Source organism: Nocardioides sp. zg-1308 (assembly GCF_013155375.1).
Lineage (GTDB): Bacteria > Actinomycetota > Actinomycetes > Propionibacteriales > Nocardioidaceae > Nocardioides > Nocardioides renjunii.
Window position 1 is genome coordinate 617172 of the sequence record NZ_JABJQY010000002.1, and the last position, 17509, is coordinate 634680.

Genomic DNA, 17509 nt, shown 5'->3' on the forward strand with positions numbered 1-17509 from the left:
CCCGCGAGCCGTCCGGTTCGCACCAACCCCAACACAACCCTGGAGAAGCCCATGATGAAGCGCATCCGCACCCACCTCGACTCCAAGCGTGCCGCCACCCAGCTGCAGGCCGCCTACGCGTGGCGCCCCGCGCCGCCGCGTGGCTGACGCTCGGGGGACTCACCACCCGTGAGGCACCCCTAGTGGTGCACGTGGGCAGCGCCGAGTCGGCCGGTGGCCGGCTCGGCGCTGTCCTCTCCGCTCCGCGGACCGGGGCCGTCGCGCTCGGTCCCCACGGCCCCTGGCTGGCCACGACCCCCGGCCTGGCCAAGCGGGTCCTGACCGACCCCGCCTCCTTCGACTTCCCCGGCGACGTCAGCCGCAGCGGCGACCTGTCCGGGAGCACCGGCGACACGCGGTCCGGGCACACGGTCTTCGCGCCCCTGGCCGCCGAGGACGTCGCGCGCGGCCGGGCGGTCTTCGGCGACGAGTGGCGCGCAGCCCTCCTCGCGCACGACCGCTCCGAGCCCGCGACGCCGTACGACGCCATGGCGCTGCTGCGTCGCCCCGTGGCCCGGTCGACCGCCGCCGCCGTGCTCCCGGGCCTCGCCACGCCGGAGCGTGACCTCGTGGCGGACCTCGTCCTCGCCTGGGTCGACGCCCTCGGTCCCGTCATCGCGGCGCGGCGACCGCCGCACCGGTGGAGCCGCGCCCGGCGGGCCGAGCGCGTCACGCGCGTCGCCCTCGAGGACGCGCTCGACCCGGTCGCCGACCGCGACCGGTCCGCCACCCAGCTCGCGACCATGCTGGCGGCCGGGACGCAGGTCCCGGTCGCGGCCGGCGCGTGGCTCATCGCCTGGCTGGCCCAGCACCCGTCGGAGGCGCCGGGAGAGACCGTCGACCCCGTCCACGCGGTGTGGGAGACCCTGCGGCTGACGCCGCCCACCTGGGTCACCGCACGCATCACGACTGCGGAGGTCGACCTCGACGGACAGCTCGTCCCGCAGGGCCGCGTCGTCCTGGTGAGCCCCCTCCTCCTGGGCCGCTCGGAGGAGCTGGTGCCCGGCGACGGCGAGCGCCTGGCGGACTTCGACCCCGCCCGCTGGACCGACCCGGACCGGCGCCCGGGCGCGTGGCTCCCGTTCGGCGCGGGACCACACGCGTGCCCGGGCCGTACCCTCGGTCTGGCGCAGCTGGTCCACGTGGCACAGTGGGCCAGCGCCCAGGAAATCGCCCTGGTGGAGGACGTCTCGGTCGACCAGAGTCGGGGCATCCTTCCCTCGCCGTGCCGCTTCACCCTTGCCCCGAGGAGGGGGCCGTCACCGTGACCGAGCATCCCGCCCTGCAGGACACGACTGTCTGCGGGCCGGTCTCCCCGGAGGCCGCCGCCCTCGCCGGCACCATCCTCTCGGGTGCGATCAGCGTGGACGACGGCATCGGCCGGATCGCCACCCACTTCCTCACCGAGCCACGGGTCGAGGCGGTGGTGGCCGCGCTGACCATCTTCGCGCCGGAGGACGCCACGGGCTGGGTGAAGCTCGGCGGGCGGGCGTGGGTGCGCGAGTGGCTGCGAGCGGAGGACGACCGCTCGGTCCTCCCGCCCAGCGGCGCCGGTCCGGACGCGGCGCTGAGCATGCCGTGGGTCTCGCGGCACGCGCGCGCCCACGGGCTGGCCGCCGTCGTGGACAGGTCCGCCATCCCGGAGGAGCGCGACCGCGTCGAGCTCGAGCGGATGCGGGTGCGCAGCCTGGTGGCGACGACCTTCCTCTCGCGAGGCGAGATGTTCGGCAGCATGTCGGTCGTCAGCGGCGACACCGGCTCGTGGCCGCAGACCCTCATCGACGACCTGCGCCTGCTCAACGCCGCCCTGACCTCGCGGATCATGCTGGAGCAGTCCCGGCGGGCGCTGGCCGAGGCCATCGACGCGGGCGCCGAGGCCCAGCTCGGCTACCAGCACTTCTTCGGCTCGGTCGGCCACGAGCTGCGTACGCCCCTCGCGTCGGTCATGGGCTACACCGAGGTGCTCCTCGACGACGCCGAGCACGGGCCCGCGGAGTCGGTGGCGGCGGGCATGCGTCGCGACGGGCCGGTGATGCTCCGCGCCTGCGAGCAGCTGCTCACCATCGTCGACGGACTGCTCGGAGCCGGCCGCGCGCTCGGCAGCGACGACCAGCGCCAGGACGTCTCGGTCGCCGACGCGGTGGCCGACGTCGTCCACTGGCACCGCAACCCGGCCCAGGCCGCCGGCGTCTCGGTCGACGCCGACATCGACCCGGCGGCGACGGCCTGGGCCCACCCGTCCGGCGTGCGCCAGGTGCTCAGCAACCTGCTCGGCAACGCGATCGCCCACCACCGCCCGACGGGCGGGTCGGTCCACCTGTCCACGTCTTCCCTGCTCGGCGAGAGCGGCCGGCCGATGGTGCGCATCATCGTCCGCGACGACGGCCCGGGGCTCACCCCGGAGCAGCTCCAGCACGCCTTCGAGCCGTTCGTGCGCTTCGCCGCGCCCGGCACGACGGGGAGCGGGCTCGGGCTCTCGATGTCCCGCACGATCGCCGAGCGTGACGGCGGAGCGGTGCGCGGGGAGTCGACCGCGGACACCGGCTCGTCGTTCTGGGTCGAGCTGCCGGTGCGCAGGTCCTGAGCCGCGCCGAGCCGATTCCGCACCGCCCCCGTCGCTGTTGTATTCTCGTCCCGCTTGGGCAGGTAGCTCAGTTGGTACGAGCGATCGCCTGAAAAGTGATAGGTCGGCGGTTCGACCCCGCCCCTGCCCACAAGCACAGAAGGGCCCCGACCACGTCCCGGTCGGGGCCTTTCTGCGTCTCGGCGGTGCGTGTCGTCAGCCGAACCGTCCGTTGACGTAGTCGGAGGTGCGCTGGTCGCGCGGGCTGGAGAACATCGCCTCGGTGTCGCCGTGCTCGACGATGACCCCCGGCGTGCCCTGCGAGGCCAGGAAGAAGGCGCAGGTGTCCGAGACGCGGGCCGCCTGCTGCATGTTGTGCGTGACGATGACGACCGTGACCTGTCGCGCCAGGTCCTTCATCGTCTCCTCGATGACCCGTGTGGACGTCGGGTCGAGGGCCGAGCACGGCTCGTCCATGAGCAGCACGCGGGGCTTGATGGCCAGCGAGCGCGCGATGCAGAGGCGTTGCTGCTGGCCGCCGGAGAGGCCGCCGCCGGGGCTGTCGAGACGGTCCTTCACCTCGTTCCACAGACCCCCGCGGACCAGGCACTCCTCGACGAGCTCCTCCTTGGCCGACCTCCCCAGCCTCGTCCCGGTCAGCCGCAGCCCGGCCACCACGTTCTCCCGGATGGACATCGCCGGGAACGGGTTCGGCTTCTGGAAGACCATGCCGATGGCACGGCGCGCGTCGGTCAGCTTGCGCTGGGGGTCGTAGATGTCATCGCCGTCGAGCAGCACCTCACCGGCCAGCGCCGCAGACGGGACCAGCTCGTGCATCCGGTTGAGGATGCGGAGGAAGGTGGACTTCCCGCAGCCCGACGGGCCGATGAGGGCGGTGATGCCCGAGGCGGGCATGGTGAGCGACACCCGGTCGAGGACCTGGTGGCTGCCGAACCACGCGGTGATGTCGCGGGCCTCGAGGGTCGCAGGGCCGGCCGGTGGAGCTCCGCCGCTCGGCGCGGCAGGGGCGGCGGGGACGGCGGAGGCGGGCAGCGTGGACTGGGGCATGGCGGGATCTTCTTCGCGTCGGGGAGCTGGGGCGGGGCCCGGGCGGGGTCACCTCCGTGACCGGTCCGGGATGGAGGCGGGCGGCTGTCAGCGGACCGCCCGCCTCCGACTCGGGAGGGTCGGGCGTCACTTGATGGTGATGACGAACCTGACCTTCGACGCGGCGAACGACGCGTTGCCGGCGTACTCCGCAACGAGCTTGTTCTTGCCCTTCGCGAGCGCCTTCAGGGTGACCGTGGCGACGCCACCGGTGACCTTGCCCTTGCCGACGGTCTTCTTGCCGAGCTTGATGACGACCTTGCCGGCGGCCTTGCCGGCAGCGGACTCCTTGACCTTGACCTTGCCCTTGACGGCGGCGCCCTTGGCGTAGCTCTTCTTGAACGACACCGCCAGCTTGGTCGCGGCCTTGGTGGTGGGGGTGGTGACCGGGACCGGGGCGGCAGCCCTCACCGTGACGTCGACCGGGGCGGAGGTGGAGCCGTTGAAGGCCGCGCCGGTGGGCGTGAAGGTGGCGGTGACCTGGTGCACGCCGGGGGTGAGCCCGGTGGCGGTGTAGGTCGCGCGACCGCCGGTGACGACGCCCTGGCCCTTGACGGCGCCGTCGACGGAGAACGCCACGACGCCCTGGGGCTTGAGCTGCCCGCCGCCGCCGACGGTGGCGGTGAGGGTCGCCGCACCAGCGGCGTTGGAGGTGCCGGCGACGGTCGTGGTGGTGGTGACCTTGGCGGTCAGCAGGTCACTGGCCGCGGTGGCCGTCGTGGTGGCCACGCCGCACTTGCCGCCCTGGGCGGAGGAGAGCAGCTGCTCGAAGCCCGCGTCGAGGATCAGCGAGGCGGCGGCCGGCGAGCAGACGTAGCCGTTGGGGCCGAACAGGCCCTGCGCCCAGGCGCTGCCGGCGTCGGCCTGCCGGACCACGTTGTAGAGCGCGCGACCCACCTGCCAGCCCTGCTCGATGCGCAGGGTGCCGAGCAGGCCCGCACGGCCCACGGAGAACGGCGCGATCGCGTTGGGGTCGGACTTGATCGGGGCGTCGTCGTGCTCCTGCACGAAGGTGACGGCGGGCCCGTAGGTGACGGTCGAGCCCTTGATCTTGTCGAGCTCCTTCTTGAAGAAGTCACCCGTGCCGGAGCTCGTCTGCGGGGCGAGCGGCTTGATGACGCCCGCGGCGCCGCCGACCTGGCTCCAGTTGGTGACGGTGCCCTCGAAGATCTGCACGATCTGGGCCGGCGTCAGCGCGGCCGGCGCGTTGGACGACTGCGCGGTGGCGACCGCGAGGGTGTCCTTGGCGAACGGGAACGCCTGGAGGTTGGCGGCGGTCTCGTTGGCGTTGTTGCCCGAGGAGGACCGCGCGAAGCTCACGTCCGGGTTGTTGCCCGCCCCGTAGAGCAGGCCCTTGCCGCCGCCCGAGCCGTTGGGACGGACGATCGGGGCGGCGCCGGCGCGCAGGGTGACGTTGGCCGAGTTGGTCTGGGCGCCGGCGGAGTCGAACGTACGGGCGTCGAAGGACACCAGTCGCTGCGCGGGCGCGCCGGCGTTGTAGCCGGCCACGCCGCTGTGGCCGTCGGCCAGGTAGCCCAGGGCGTACATCGTGGTGTCGGAGCCGACGCCGACGATGTCGTCGGCGTCCGGGACGAACGCCGGGTCGGCCTGGGCCGGAGCGGCGAGGGCGAGGGCCGCCGCCAGGACGGACGTGGTGGCCACGCCCGCGAGGAGCCTGCGAACAGACATGTGGGTCTTCCTTCTCTGGTGGTCGTGCACTGGGTGGAGCTGACGTCGATCACATGCGGGTGTCACATCAGGTTGGGCAGCAGGCGCATGACCACGTCGGTCGTGAGCCAGGCGACGGCGAGCACGACCGGGGTCGCGACCACCCACACCAGGGCGGCTCCGAACCGCTGCCGGGCGGCGATGACCCCGAAGGCCAGCGCCAGGAGCAGGGCCAGGCACAGCGTCAGGAGCGGCATGACCGCGCCCGACTCGGTGCCCATCGCCTGCTCCGGATCAGGGACCACGCGGGGCAGGCCCGCGGGGGTGTCGAAGGCCTCGTCGGCCTCGGCGTCGACGTAGACGACCTCGCCCGGCGACAGCGACGGGAGCCGGGAGCCGCTGGCCTCGCCGCTGACGAGGACCAGCCGGGCGGCGTCGTCCGGGCGCGGCTGCGGCAGCGGGTCGCCCGCACGACGTACGCCGATGACGCGGAAGCGGGTGGCGCCCTGGGCGGTCGTGACGTTGACCTGGTCGCCGGGCACGAGCTCGCCGATGCGCGCGAAGGGCGCCCCGTAGGTGCTCGCCCGGCCGAGGACGGCCGACGTGCCGCGCTGGCCGGGCAGCACCGTGTTGCGGAGGTGTCCCGGGCCGACCAGCAGGTCGCCGGAGGCCGTCCCCTCGACGACCACCTGCTCCACGCCGATGTGCGGGATGGAGAGGGTGGCGACGGGCTGCCCCACCTCCGTGACGGGACCGATGGGGGCCGTGCCGGCGGCGAGCTCCGCGCGGAACTGCGAGTACAGCGTGTCCTGGGCGCGGTCCTGCGACAGCCCACCGAGGTAGACCATCTGCGCGACCATCCAGCCGGCGACCAGGCAGCACATCACCGAGGTCGTCGTGATGACCGACCAGACGTCGTCGCCGGCCGGCGCCGTCGGGCGCACGGGCGTCGTACGAGGCGCGGGGGGACGGACCGCCGGCTCGGCGCCGGCTCGGGGCCTGCTGCTCGTCATCGTCACGACCGCCTCCTGCGGAGGTGTCGCAGCCGCAGCAGGTTGGCGCCGAGGGCGCTCACCATCGTGACGAGGAGGAGCAGCGGCAGGGTGCGTGCGGCCACCGGGGAGGAGACCGCGGTGGTCGGCGGCATGACGAGGAGCTCCTCCTCGTCGTCCTTGTCCGCGTCCGCGTCCCTGCGATCCCCCTTGGTGCCCCGCTCCTTGTCGCGGCCCCCTCCGTTGCCGGCCCCGCCGTCGTCGTCGGTCGTCTCCTCGAGCGTGGTGACGCTGCCCGGGCCCGGGGTGACGCCGCCGCCTCCGGCGCCGACACCGCCGCCGTCCTCGCCGTCCGTGCCGTCCCCGTCCGCCTCGTCCGTGCCGTCCTCGTCGGTCTCCGTCGCACCCGCCTGCTCGCCGATCGCGGTGGCGACCGCCTGGGCCTGCTTCCAGAGCGGACCGGTGACACCGGTCTTGCGCAGCGGGACGTAGCCCGGCGGCAGCTCGCCGTTGCCGAAGCCCTCCTGCTGGCCCTCCGTCGTGGCGACCTGGATGAACTGCGCGACCTTGTCCGCGTCCTCCTGCGGCAGGTTGGCCGTCCGGGCCGCGGTGTAGACGATCACCGTCCCGGGGTAGGCGTCCGCCTTGACGAGGTCGGCCATGTCCATGCGGAACGGCTCCTGCCCGCTCGTGCTGGGCTCGGCCAGCCGGAGGGCACGGCCGATCCCCGTGGCGGTGGGGGCGACGAAGTCGTCGCGGGTGGCGAGGAGCGCCTCGTCGAGGCCGAGCCGCTGGGCGTCACCCATGCTCACCACGCCGAGCATGAACCGGGAGCCGACGCCCTGGCGGTCGACCCGGCCGATCTTCCACGGGTCGGTGACCGTGGCGCGCTCGCACTTGGTCTGCACGTTGGGCCAGGCGTCGAGGATGGCCTCGGCGATCTTGCGCATCGACGGGACCGGCGCGGCGAGCTGGGTGAAGTACGGGGTGGGGTTCTGCTGGCGGCACTCGTCGTTGGTCACCGGCACGAAGTCGTCGAGCAGCGGCCACTCGGCCGTCGGCAGCTCGATCTTCTCGTAGCTCGGGTTGACCCGCATGCCCCACTCGTCCGGCTTGCCGTCGACCCACCTCATCGCCGCCTCGTCCTGGGCGATGTAGGACGTCAGCGCCTCGATCACGTCGCTGGACTCCGACAGCGACAGCAGGGTCGCGGCCGCCTCCCGGGTGACGGTGTCGAGGCCCGGGTTGAGTGCCTGGAACTCCGGGTCGAGGTTGATGCCCACCGGGTTCTGGGCCATGCCCGGGTGGCCGCGGCCGAGCTCGCTGCCCAGGTAGGACTGCGTCATCAGCTTGGCGATGAGCCGCGGGTTGAGCTTGAGACCGGTGTACTCGCCGGCGTTGCCGGGCAGGTCGATGACGTAGCCGATCGAGAAGCCGGTGACGGCGGTCGGCGCGTACGCGATCGGGTCGGACCCCTTGGCCTCGTGCTTGCCGGACACGAACGCCGCCGCGCCGCCGCCGTTCTCGGCCAGGGCGAAGCCTGCGGCGTCCGCCATCCGGTTGTGCTGGAACTTGAAGCGCTCCTTGTCCAGGCAGAAGCTGGGCGACCACTGCAGGGATGCCTGCGCCATCAGCTCGGAGCCGTAGAAGCCCGTGGGCGCCCGCGAGTCGAGGACCGTGCAGGCGTCCGGGGGCAGCCCGAAGGTGATCGGCACCGAGAAGCGGTTGCGCCAGTTGGACGCCGACCACCACAGCATCGGCGACGCCGTCAGGTCGACACCTTGGTTGGAGTAGTTGCTGGCGCCGGCCTCGAACTGTCCGCCGCGGTTGCAGGCGGCGTGGTCGTCGAGGCAGCTGATGCCCTGGATCGGGATCACCACGATCGAGCAGGCGACGGTGTCGGAGCAGCCGAGCGACTCGTTCTCCACGGCCGAGCGCACCTCGAACTTGGCGTGGCCGTTGCCCTCGAGGTCGGTGAACGCCGCCTGCTCGGCGGGTGGGAACGCGGCGCCGATCGCGGCTTCGGGGGGCATCGTCTCCGAGGTGCAGCTGGCGTGGACGGTGCCGTTGGCGGCCCGGAACGGGGTCACGTGGGTGGAGAAGGTGGAGACGTCGTTGCACTCGGGCGGGATCGGCGCGAGGCCGAACTTCTGCCCGCGCTGCTCCTCGGTGGCGTGTTTGTCGTGGCGCCAGGCCGCCTCGGACTCGTCCGCGACCTGCGTGCGCTGGGTCCGCGAGGACGTCCAGCAGGTCTCCGGGGAGAGCTGCTGCTCCGGCGGCAGCGACGGGTCGTCGAGGCCGCGGCACTGCAGGATCACGACGGGGTACTCCTGGAGCTGCCCCTGCTCGCCGAACGGGCTGGACGAGCGGCCTCCGGTGGGGTGCGCCCCGGTCCAGGAGATGTTCACCCGCTCCCGACCACGCAGCTCGGTCGTGCGGTCGACGGTGACGGTCACGTCCCGGGAGTCGATCTCGAGCTCCTGGCCCTGCACCGTGATCGTGCGGTCGAGGTGCTTCGTCTGGGTGAACGCCGGCTCGGTCGCGTCGGGCGCGGCCTGCGCCGCCTCCCCGGTCCCGGCGACCGCCGCCGGGAGCACGACGGCGACCGCGAGCAGCGCCGTGGCCACCAGGCGCAGGCGGCGGCTCATCGGCCCGCTCCCCGACGTCGTACGCCGCGGGCGAGCAGCAGGCCGGGGACGAGGATGAGGGCCAACAGCTCGAGGGCGGCCAGGGCACCGAAGGCCCGGCCGTCGTCGGGCCGGCTGGCGGAGAGCTCGGTCGGCGTGGCGTAGATCGGGTCGGTCGTGGTGGCCGTGCCCGCCGCGGCTGCGGCACTGCCCTCGGCCGCCACGGCCTCGCCGGTGATCGGGTCGACCTCGGTGGCGGGAGGCTCCTCGCCACCTCCCCCACCGGCGCCGCCGCCCGTCCCCTGGTTCGCGTCGCCGCCGCCCGGACCGCCCGCGCCGCCCTGCTTGTCCGTCGTGGGCGTCCCGGCCTCCTCCCCACTCTCGGCGGGCTCCTCCGGCTGCTCCTCGTCGGTCGACGGCTCACCGGTGCCCGTGGAGGTGCCGCACGGGCCCTCGCCCTGCTCGTCACAGGCAGCCGGCTGCGGCGCGATCTGGGCGAGCTTGTTCTGCTCGAGGTTGCCGGCCACGAACGTCGGGTTGTTGCAGCGCGTGGCGTCGCGGTTCTCGATGTCCACCGCCGGGTCGGCGGTCTTGAGCTTCGCGAGCTGGGTGAAGCCGGCCTGCACGAGGTTGAGCGGCAGCGGCGAGTAGCCGTAGGGACCGGCCTTGGCCTGGCCCTCGCACAGCGAGTAGTACATGAAGTCGCCGAGCGTCTGGCGCTTCGCCGTCGACATGCGCTGGTCCTGCGCACCGGTCGGGACGATCATGTAGCTGTAGGACGACAGCGGGTAGGCGCGGGGGTCCGTGGCGTTGTAGACACCGTCCAGGATCTGGGTGAGGTAGAGCGGCGAGCTCGTGTCCTCGTTGATCCGCGCCTTCGTCAGCGCGACGGCGACGTTGTACTGCGTCGGCTCGACGTAGTAGCCGCCCTCGTTGAGGACCTTGACGACCGGGTAGTCCTTGTTGAGCGGGTAGGCGTACTCGACGTAGCCGATCGTGCCGTTGCCGGCGAACCCGGAGATCGTGTTCATCACCTGGTCCGAGCCCGACTGGGCCAGCATCCGGCCCTTGCGCGGGTAGTAGGACGTGTAGCCGCTCTTGCCGAAGTAGGGCCGCCAGATGTCGGGGTGCTCCGCGTCCATCCAGGTGGTCAGCTGGGCCGTGGTGCCGGAGCCGTCGGAACGCACCACCGGGGTGATGGCGACCTTGGGGAACGCCCGTCCGTTGTTGTCGTCGGTGATCGCCGGATCCGACCAGTCGGTGATCTCGCCGGTGAAGATCTTCGTCAGCGTCTCGCCGGAGAGCCGCAGGTTGCGGACCAGCTCGTCGCCGATCTTGAGCTGGTAGGTGAAGGCCGTGCCGCCGGCCACGATGGGCAGGTAGGCGAACTCGCGGCCGTTGCTGTTGTCGGCGTTGCCGAACTCGTCGACGCCCGGGTAGGGGATCTCCGAGATGCCGAAGTCGGTCACGTTCTGCGCGAAGTTCTTGCGCCCCTGCGACGAGCCGCCGCCGTTGTAGGTGACCTTCATGCCGAGCGCGTCGACGTCGGAGATCCACTGCTGGACGATCACCTCGGACCAGGTGGAGCCGGAGCCCTCGATCTGGGCGTACGCCGCGCGCGCCGAGGTGCTGCCGAGGCGACCGTCGTCGGGCTCGCCGGGCACGTCGGCCTGGGCGGCCGCGGAGAGCCCCGGCGCGGAGAGCAGCGCGACGGCCGCGAGCGCGGCCACGAGGCGGAGGGAACGGGTGGTCATGAGGACTCCTCGGGGGCGACGCGCTGCGCGCGGGTCGTACGACGGGGGCGGGGACGGGCGCTCGCGCGCGCGGGGCGGGCGAGGAGCCGGGCGATGACGAACAGGACCAGCACCAGCACCAGCAGCGCGGTCGCGGCGGCGAAGGCCCGCTCGATGTCCATCGGCTCGGGGCTGCGGGCTCCCTTGAAGATGAAGAGCGGGAGCGAGTTCATGACGCCGTCGGTCGGGTCGGTGACGAGGAACGACGCGACGCCCGACGTCAGGAGGACCGGCGACGTCTCGCCGACACCCCGGGCGACCCCGAGGATCAGCGCGGTCGCGAGTCCTGGCCGAGCCGTGGGGAGCACGACGTGCCACACCGTGCGCCACCGACTGGCGCCCAGCGCCAGGCTCGCCTCGCGCAGGCCTCCGGGCACGACCCGCAGCACGACGTCGGCGGCGCGGGCGATGATCGGCAGCATCATCACCGACAGGGCCATCGCCGCGGCGAAGCCGGACCGCGGGAAGCCCAGCGCGACGATGAGCACCGTGTAGACGAAGAGCCCGGCCACGATCGAGGGCAGCGCGGTCATCGCCTCGACGATCGTGCGCACGACTGCCGCGAAGCGGCCGCCGACCTCGGTCATGAAGACCGCGGTGCCGATGCCCAGCGGCAGGGTCACTGCGACGGCGATGCCGAGCTGGATCGCGGAGCCGACGATGGCGTGCCCGATGCCGCCCTTGTCGAACGGGTCCCGAGGGCCGACACCGGCCATGTCGTCGGTGAAGAAGTTGAGGTGCAGCAGGGGCTCCCAGCCGCGGTAGACCACGAACACCACGGCACTGACCAGCGCAGCGCCGACGAGCAGCGCGCCCGAGGTCACGACACCGCTCACGACCCGGTCCACGACGTCGACGCGCCGGCCCGTCATCGAGGTGGTCACCGCGCTGACGACCAGACCGAGGGCGAACCAGGTGACCAGCAGCCACGCGGCGCCGCCGAGCGGCAGGAGTCGCTGGGTGATCAACCAGGCCAGGGCCAGCGCGCTGACCCAGGCGCCGACGACGGTGAACCGCTCCTCGGCCGTCGGCCTGCCCAGGCCGGGGCGGGCGACCGGAGGCGGCGCGTCCAGGTCGCGCTGCGGGAGGTGGGTGGTCGCCGTCGGCGCACCGCTCAGCGTCGTCGTCGCAGTCGTGGACGGGGCGCTCATGCGTCGGTCCCCGCCCCGGAGCGGCTGCGGGCGACGATCATCGCGGCGAGCGTGTTGACGACGAGCGTGATGAGGAACAGCACGAAGCCGGCGGTCAGGAGCGCGGAGAGCTGGGCAGCGCTCGCGTCGCCGAAGCGGCCGGCGATCAGCGCGCTGACCGAGCTGGTGCCCACCTCGAGGACACGCGGCTTGATGACGAAGTCCGGCGAGATGATGAGGAGCACGGCGATGGTCTCGCCGAGGGCCCGGCCGAGGCCGAGCATCGTCCCGCCGATGATGCCGCCGCGACCGAAGGGCAGCACGACGGCGCGGACCATGCCCCAGCGGGTCGCGCCGAGCGCGAGGGCCGCCTCCTTCTCGCCGGGCGGCGTCTGCGAGAACACCTGGCGCATCACCGCGCAGGACATCGGCAGCACCATCATCGCCACGGCGATGCCGGCGCAGAACGCGCTGCCGATGTAGCGCGACTGGTCCCAGACGGCCGCGTCGGGGTCCGCTCCCACCGCGAAGACCGGGATCCAGCCGAGGTGCTGGTGCAGCCAGAGGCTGAACGCCGCCGCGTGGGGCATGACGAGGAAGTAGCCCCACATCCCGTAGATGATCGAGGGGACGGCGGCCATCAGGTCGACGAGCGAGACGAGGGTCGGCTTGACGCCGGCGGGGGCGTACTCGCTGATGTAGAGGGCCGTCAGCAGTGCCAGCGGGAAGGCGAGGACCATCGCCACGCCGGCGATCGACACCGTGCCGACCAGGACGGCGGCGATGCCGAGCACGTCGGACTCGGGCTGCCAGGCGCTCTCGGTGAAGAAGCTCCAGCCGTAGCGCTGCAGCGTCGGCACGGACTGCCAGGCGAGGAAGACGCCGATCCCGCCCGTGACGACGAGCACCGTCGCACCGACGGTGCGGGCGCCGACCTCGAAGACGCGATCGGCACCGGTGGCCTTGCGAGCCAGCCGGCGCGGGACCGGCGGCCCGGTGGGCACGATGCGGTCCTGGGCAGGGAGAGTTGTCACGTTGCACTTTCGACACGGGCCCGAGAGAACTTGCTGACGGTTGCCACGCGCCGACGGAGGTCGCCCTGCCGGCTGGTGAGCGAGAGCAAGTGTTGGGGAGCGCGGTCGAACGGCGCCGCCGTCCCAGGTGAACGCCCGGACAACGGTTGCGTCCCACTGACGGAACACGCCCGGCCGCCTGGCCCGATCGGGCCAGGAGGGGTGGTCACTGTGGGTGATTGGGGGCCGGTGGTCTGGTCCGGTGGTCGTTCTGATGGTCGGTGCGACGGCGGGTTCCGGCGGTCGGGGAGGATGACCCGGTGCTCCCCCGCTTCGAGGTCGTCCGCCGGTTGCGTCCGGTGGACCTCGTGGCTCCGGGCGCCGTGCAGGTCGGGGAGGATGACCCGGTGCTCCCCCGCTTCGAGGTCGTCCGCCGGTTGCGTCCGGTGGACCTCGTGGCTCCGGGCGCCGTGCAGGTCGAGGTGGCGACTGCGGGCACGGTGCCGATGCCGGTCGTGGGGCCGGACGTCGGCGCCACGACGTCCTCACCGGCCGGGCCTGCGCTCCACCTGGCCGGGCACCGCTTCGCGGCGTCCGTGCGGGACGGCTCGGTGGTCCTCGACGTCGCGGACGGACGGACGTCGCGCGAGCTGCGGAGCCGACGCTTCCACCGCACGGTCGGCCCGTCCGCGACGGGGCTGACCCTCACCGGGACGCACGTGACGGCGTGGGTCCGCGAGGGATCGAGCTGGGTGGCCCGCGCGCGCCACGACCTGCGCGAGGTCCTCGACACCCGCGACGAGGCGGCGCTGGCCGACCTCCGGGTCGAGCTGCCCAAGGGCGGCGGGGTCGCCGGCCGCTTCGGCCAGCTCGGGCTGCGCGACGTCCGCTTCGTCACGACGGAGGACGGCCGCCCGCTGCGGGACGGCAGCGCGCTGTGGCTCACGGCCACGTCCGCCGGGCCCGGGTTCTTCGACACGGCGCACACCAGCGTGTGGCGGCTCGAGGGCCTCGAGGCGACCCACACCGCTGACCTCTTCTTCCGCAGGCCCGACCGGCCCGGGGTGTTCGGCGACCACGCGACCCACCTCGTCCGCAGCGGCGGGAGTTGGCTGGTGGCGACCAGCACGTGGGGCGACTTCGAGAAGCCGGCCTCGCGCGCGGGGCGTCGTACGCCGGCGGGGTTGCGGGTGACGCTCGCGGAGTCGGACGCCGACCTGCTGCACGGCGCGCACGTGCTTGACACGCGCGAGCTGCCCCTCCCCACCGACGGGCTGCGCTCCATCGCGACGTGGGACCCCCACCTGGTGCGGCGCGACGGCGAGTGGCTGGTGGGGTTCGTCAGCGCGCGGCGGTTCTTCGACTTCCACCCGGCCCTCGCGTCGGGGCCGTCCCTCGACGACCTCCGGCTGCGGGGTGCGGCCACGGACCGCCGCTCGACCGAGGGCACGACCCTCGTCGAGGTCGACGGCCGGACGGTGGTCCTCGCGAGCGACGGGCGTGACTCGCGCCGGGCCCAGCGGGGACGCTTCCCCGTCCTCGACCTGGCGATGGCCGACGTCGACCTTCTCGACGCGCCGTACCCCACGAACCTGCCCTGGCCGTCCATCGCGCAGGTGGACGGCGGGTGGCTGATGGCGACCTTCGACGGCACGCCGAGGGGCGGCCGGATCCTCGGCTACGGCACCCACGGCGACCTGGTGCTGATGCGTGCCAAGGGATCGGCCGGGTCTACGCTGAGGTGACGGCGGTCACCACCCCTCGACCGCGCTGACCAGGTCCGCACACCCCGCGGCCGCACCCACCAGAAAAGGACCCAAGAGCATGTCTGGAGTACCCAGTTCCGGCGTCGACGTCTTCGAGCTCGGCAGCGAGCACGAGCAGGTCGTCTTCTGCAACGACCGCGCGACGGGCCTGCGGGCCATCGTCGCGATCCACTCCACGGCACTCGGCCCGGCCCTCGGCGGGACGCGGTTCTACCCCTACGCCAGCACCGACGACGCCATCGTCGACGTCCTCAACCTCGCCCGCGGGATGTCCTACAAGAACGCGCTCGCCGGCCTCGACCTCGGCGGCGGCAAGGCCGTCATCATCGGTGACCCGGCCGAGCTGAAGACCGAGGCGCTGCTCCGCGCCTACGGCCGGTTCGTGCAGTCGCTCGACGGGCGCTACTTCACCGCCTGCGACGTGGGCACCTTCAGCGAGGACATGGACCACATCGCCCGCGAGTGCGACTTCGTCACCGGCCGCACGGTGGCCCACGGCGGCGCCGGCGACAGCTCGGTGCTCACCGCCTTCGGCACCTTCCAGGGGATGCGGGCCGCCGCCGAGCAGGCCTGGGGCGAGCCCACCCTCGCCGGTCGCACCGTCGGCGTCGCCGGCGTCGGCAAGGTCGGGCGCCACCTCGTGCGCCACCTGATCGAGGACGGCGCCACCGTGGTCGTCACCGACGTGCACGCCCCGTCGGTCGAGGCGATCCGCGAGCAGTTCCCGCAGGTCCAGGCCGTCGCGACCACCGACGAGCTGGTCGCGAGCGAGCTCGACGTCTACGCCCCGTGCGCCATGGGCGGCGCGATCAGCGACGAGGTGCTCGAGGTCCTGCGCGCCAGGATCATCTGCGGCGCGGCCAACAACCAGCTCGCGCACCCGGGCATCGAGAAGCAGATCGAGGAGCGCGGCATCCTCTACGCCCCCGACTACTGCGTGAACTCCGGCGGCGTCATCCAGGTCGCCGACGAGCTCGAGGGCTTCTCGTTCGAGCGCGCGCAGCAGCGTGCCGCCGGGATCCTCGACACCACCCGCAAGGTCTTCGAGCTCGCCAAGGCCGACGGGGTCACCTCGGCCGAGGCCGCCGACCGCCTCGCCGAGCGCCGGATGCGCGAGGTCGGCCGCCTGCGCGGCGTCTACCTCCGCTGACCGGGCACTTCCTGCCCGTCCCGCACGCCGACCGGGCACTTCCTGCCCGTCCTGGACACTGACCGGGCACTTCGTTGCGCAACGACGTGCCCGGTCGGTGCGTCACACCGGCACGACGTGCCCGGTCGGTGCGTCAGACCGGCACGACGTGCCCGGTGACCTCCGTCGGGGCGCGGTCGTACGCCCGGTCACCGGCCCGAGGGCGGTGACGGTGGAGGTGATCAGTCAGTCAGTCTGCGCGACGACGGGGATCGGCATAGTCCGACCACTCGTCCTCGTCAGGTGGGACCTCACTCGTCGTGGAGTGATGGTCCTCGCCGTGCAGCTCCTTCGCCAGCGCGCCGAAGTCCGTCTCGTGAGTCCGGTACTTCAGGTCGCGGGCAACCTTGGTCTGCTTCGCCTTCGCTCGGCCGCGCCCCATAGGGTCGACCCCCTCGCACACTTGGCCGGGGCTGCCGGGGGAATCCCCCGACGCGCCCGGTCTGATCGGTTACATATCGTGGGCACAACGCTACCTGAGCGGTGGCTGTTCCCGCACACCCTGTCCGGGAGATTCGTCCTCGAAGTGACGAATCTCCTCACCAGCCGGGGTGCTGGCCCTCGAGCAGCACGCGGCCGCCGTTGTCGGCGTCCGCCCGCGCCTCGCCCGCGACCCACGCGCGCACGCCGTGGCCGGCCAGCACGGAGATCGCGGTGTCGACCGACTCGGGCGCGGTGAGGGACACCATGCCCACCCCGCAGTTGAGGGTCGCCTCGAGGTCGCGCTGCGACACCTCGCCCATCCGGCGTACGACGTCGAAGACCGGCTGCGGAGTCCACGTCGAGCGGTCGATGCGCACCGACAGCTCCTCGGGGAGCACCCGCTCGAGGTTGGCGGCGAGCCCCCCGCCGGTCACGTGCGACATGGCGTGAGTCTCGGTGCGGTCGGCGAGGTCGAGGCAGGCCTTGGCGTAGATGCGGGTCGGCTCGAGGAGCTCCTCGCCGAGGGTGCGGCCGAAGTCGTCGACCTGGCGGTCCACCGTCCAGCCGGCCCTCTCCAGCAGGACGTGGCGGACGAGGGAGTAGCCGTTGGAGTGCAGGCCGCTGGCCTCCATGGCGATCACCACGTCGCCGGGGCGGACCCGGCCGGGGCCGAGGAGCTTGCTGGCCTCCACCACACCGGTGGTGGCGCCGGCGACGTCGTAGTCGTCCGGGTCGAGCAGGCCGGGGTGCTCGGCGGTCTCGCCACCGATGAGCGCGCAGCCGGCGACCACGCAGGCCTCGGCGATGCCCTTGACGATGGCGGCGATCCGCTCGGGGACGACGCGGCCGCAGGCGATGTAGTCGGTCATGAACAGCGGCTCCGCGCCGCACACCACCAGGTCGTCGACGACCATGCCCACCAGGTCGAAGCCGATGGTGTCGTGGACGTCCATGAGCTGGGCGATGGCGACCTTGGTGCCGACGCCGTCGGTCGAGGTGGCCAGCAGCGGACGCTCGTAGCGGGTGAGCGCGGAGGCGTCGAAGAGCCCCGCGAAGCCACCCAGGCCGCCGATCATCTCCGGCCGGCGCGCCTTGTCGACCCAGCCCTTCATCAGGTCGATCGCGCGGTCGGCGGCCTCGATGGAGACTCCGGCCGCGGCGTAGGCGTTGTCGGGCTGCTGGGTCACGAGGCTCCTCGG

Annotated in this window: 13 protein-coding genes and 1 tRNA gene; 5 read left to right on the plus strand and 9 right to left on the minus strand. The window is 72.9% G+C overall.

The features are described 5' to 3' along the window. The first annotated feature begins 191 nt into the window (after positions 1–191). The 3 genes from HN031_RS22185 (at position 192) to HN031_RS04780 (ending at position 2753) form a co-directional block, all read left to right on the plus strand. The gene (locus HN031_RS22185; RefSeq protein WP_172267060.1) at positions 192–1307 is read left to right on the plus strand and encodes a cytochrome P450; all 1116 of its coding nucleotides are present in this window, start codon (positions 192–194) and stop codon (positions 1305–1307) included. After that, positions 1304–2623, plus strand: a complete 1320-nt coding sequence (locus HN031_RS22190) for a HAMP domain-containing sensor histidine kinase (protein WP_172267063.1) — start codon at positions 1304–1306, stop codon at positions 2621–2623. Before HN031_RS22185 ends, HN031_RS22190 begins: the two co-directional genes overlap by 4 nt. Before the next feature lie 56 nt (positions 2624–2679). Next, positions 2680–2753, plus strand: a tRNA-Phe gene (locus HN031_RS04780). Between the two features lie 65 nt (positions 2754–2818). Here the strand turns inward: HN031_RS04780 and HN031_RS04785 are convergent. The 7 genes from HN031_RS04785 to pstC form a co-directional block, all read right to left on the minus strand. Continuing rightward, positions 2819–3670: a phosphate ABC transporter ATP-binding protein gene (locus HN031_RS04785; protein ID WP_172267066.1), complete on the minus strand. Its 852-nt coding sequence runs from the start codon at positions 3668–3670 to the stop codon at positions 2819–2821. 126 nt (positions 3671–3796) lie between these two features. After that, the gene (locus tag HN031_RS04790) at positions 3797–5398 is read right to left on the minus strand and encodes an Ig-like domain repeat protein (RefSeq protein ID WP_172267069.1); all 1602 of its coding nucleotides are present in this window, start codon (positions 5396–5398) and stop codon (positions 3797–3799) included. 62 nt (positions 5399–5460) lie between these two features. Beyond that, complete coding sequence (locus HN031_RS04795; protein WP_253943171.1) at positions 5461–6390, minus strand: sortase; 930 nt, start codon at positions 6388–6390, stop codon at positions 5461–5463. Between the two features lie 2 nt (positions 6391–6392). Beyond that, positions 6393–9017, minus strand: a complete 2625-nt coding sequence (locus HN031_RS04800; protein WP_172267075.1) for a hypothetical protein — start codon at positions 9015–9017, stop codon at positions 6393–6395. Further along, positions 9014–10750, minus strand: coding sequence for a substrate-binding domain-containing protein (locus HN031_RS04805; protein ID WP_172267078.1), 1737 nt, complete (start codon positions 10748–10750; stop codon positions 9014–9016). Before HN031_RS04805 ends, HN031_RS04800 begins: the two co-directional genes overlap by 4 nt. Beyond that, entirely contained in the window at positions 10747–11940 is a 1194-nt protein-coding gene (gene pstA, locus HN031_RS04810) for a phosphate ABC transporter permease PstA (RefSeq protein ID WP_172267081.1), read from the minus strand. Before pstA ends, HN031_RS04805 begins: the two co-directional genes overlap by 4 nt. After that, entirely contained in the window at positions 11937–12953 is a 1017-nt protein-coding gene (gene pstC, locus HN031_RS04815) for a phosphate ABC transporter permease subunit PstC (protein WP_367650647.1), read from the minus strand. Before pstC ends, pstA begins: the two co-directional genes overlap by 4 nt. Positions 12954–13252: 299 nt before the next feature. Between pstC and HN031_RS04820 the strand changes: the two genes are divergently transcribed. Then, on the plus strand, positions 13253–14677 hold the full coding sequence (locus HN031_RS04820) for a hypothetical protein (protein ID WP_367650648.1): 1425 nt from the start codon (positions 13253–13255) through the stop codon (positions 14675–14677). A 79-nt stretch (positions 14678–14756) separates the two neighbouring features. Beyond that, positions 14757–15848, plus strand: a complete 1092-nt coding sequence (locus tag HN031_RS04825; RefSeq protein ID WP_172267087.1) for a Glu/Leu/Phe/Val dehydrogenase — start codon at positions 14757–14759, stop codon at positions 15846–15848. A 229-nt stretch (positions 15849–16077) separates the two neighbouring features. Here the strand turns inward: HN031_RS04825 and HN031_RS04830 are convergent, their stop codons facing one another. Further along, a complete protein-coding gene (locus HN031_RS04830; RefSeq protein ID WP_172267090.1) occupies positions 16078–16269 on the minus strand; it encodes a DUF3073 domain-containing protein in 192 nt (63 codons plus the stop codon). A 157-nt stretch (positions 16270–16426) separates the two neighbouring features. Beyond that, a complete protein-coding gene (gene purM / locus HN031_RS04835) occupies positions 16427–17497 on the minus strand; it encodes a phosphoribosylformylglycinamidine cyclo-ligase (RefSeq protein WP_172267093.1) in 1071 nt (356 codons plus the stop codon). Positions 17498–17509 lie beyond the last annotated feature (12 nt).